The sequence below is a fragment of the Shigella sp. FC1967 genome, assembly GCF_001743005.1.
Taxonomy (GTDB): domain Bacteria; phylum Pseudomonadota; class Gammaproteobacteria; order Enterobacterales; family Enterobacteriaceae; genus Proteus.
The window spans coordinates 1-371 of the sequence record NZ_MIIZ01001368.1 but is presented as its reverse complement, the minus strand read 5'-3'; the positions used below and the strand labels follow the sequence as shown (position 1 = coordinate 371).

The 371-nt window shown below is 55.3% G+C and carries 1 rRNA gene; it reads right to left on the bottom strand.

Annotated elements, in window-relative coordinates:
* Positions 1-371 (bottom strand): 23S ribosomal RNA (locus tag BHE89_RS22070); the annotation flags it as partial.

Here is a 371-nt window from a genome sequence, read left to right as displayed (position 1 = left end):
CCCGAACACCAGTGGTGCGTTCACTCCGGTCCTCTCGTACTAGGAGCAACCCCTCTCAATCTTCCAACGCCCACGGCAGATAGGGACCGAACTGTCTCACGACGTTCTAAACCCAGCTCGCGTACCACTTTAAATCGGCGAACAGCCATACCCTTGGGACCTACTTCAGCCCCAGGATGTGATGAGCCGACATCGAGGTGCCAAACACCGCCGTCGATATGAACTCTTGGGCGGTATCAGCCTGTTATCCCCGGAGTACCTTTTATCCGTTGAGCGATGGCCCTTCCATTCAGAACCACCGGATCACTAAGACCTACTTTCGTACCTGCTCGAGCCGTCACTCTCACAGTCAAGCTGGCTTATGCCTTTGC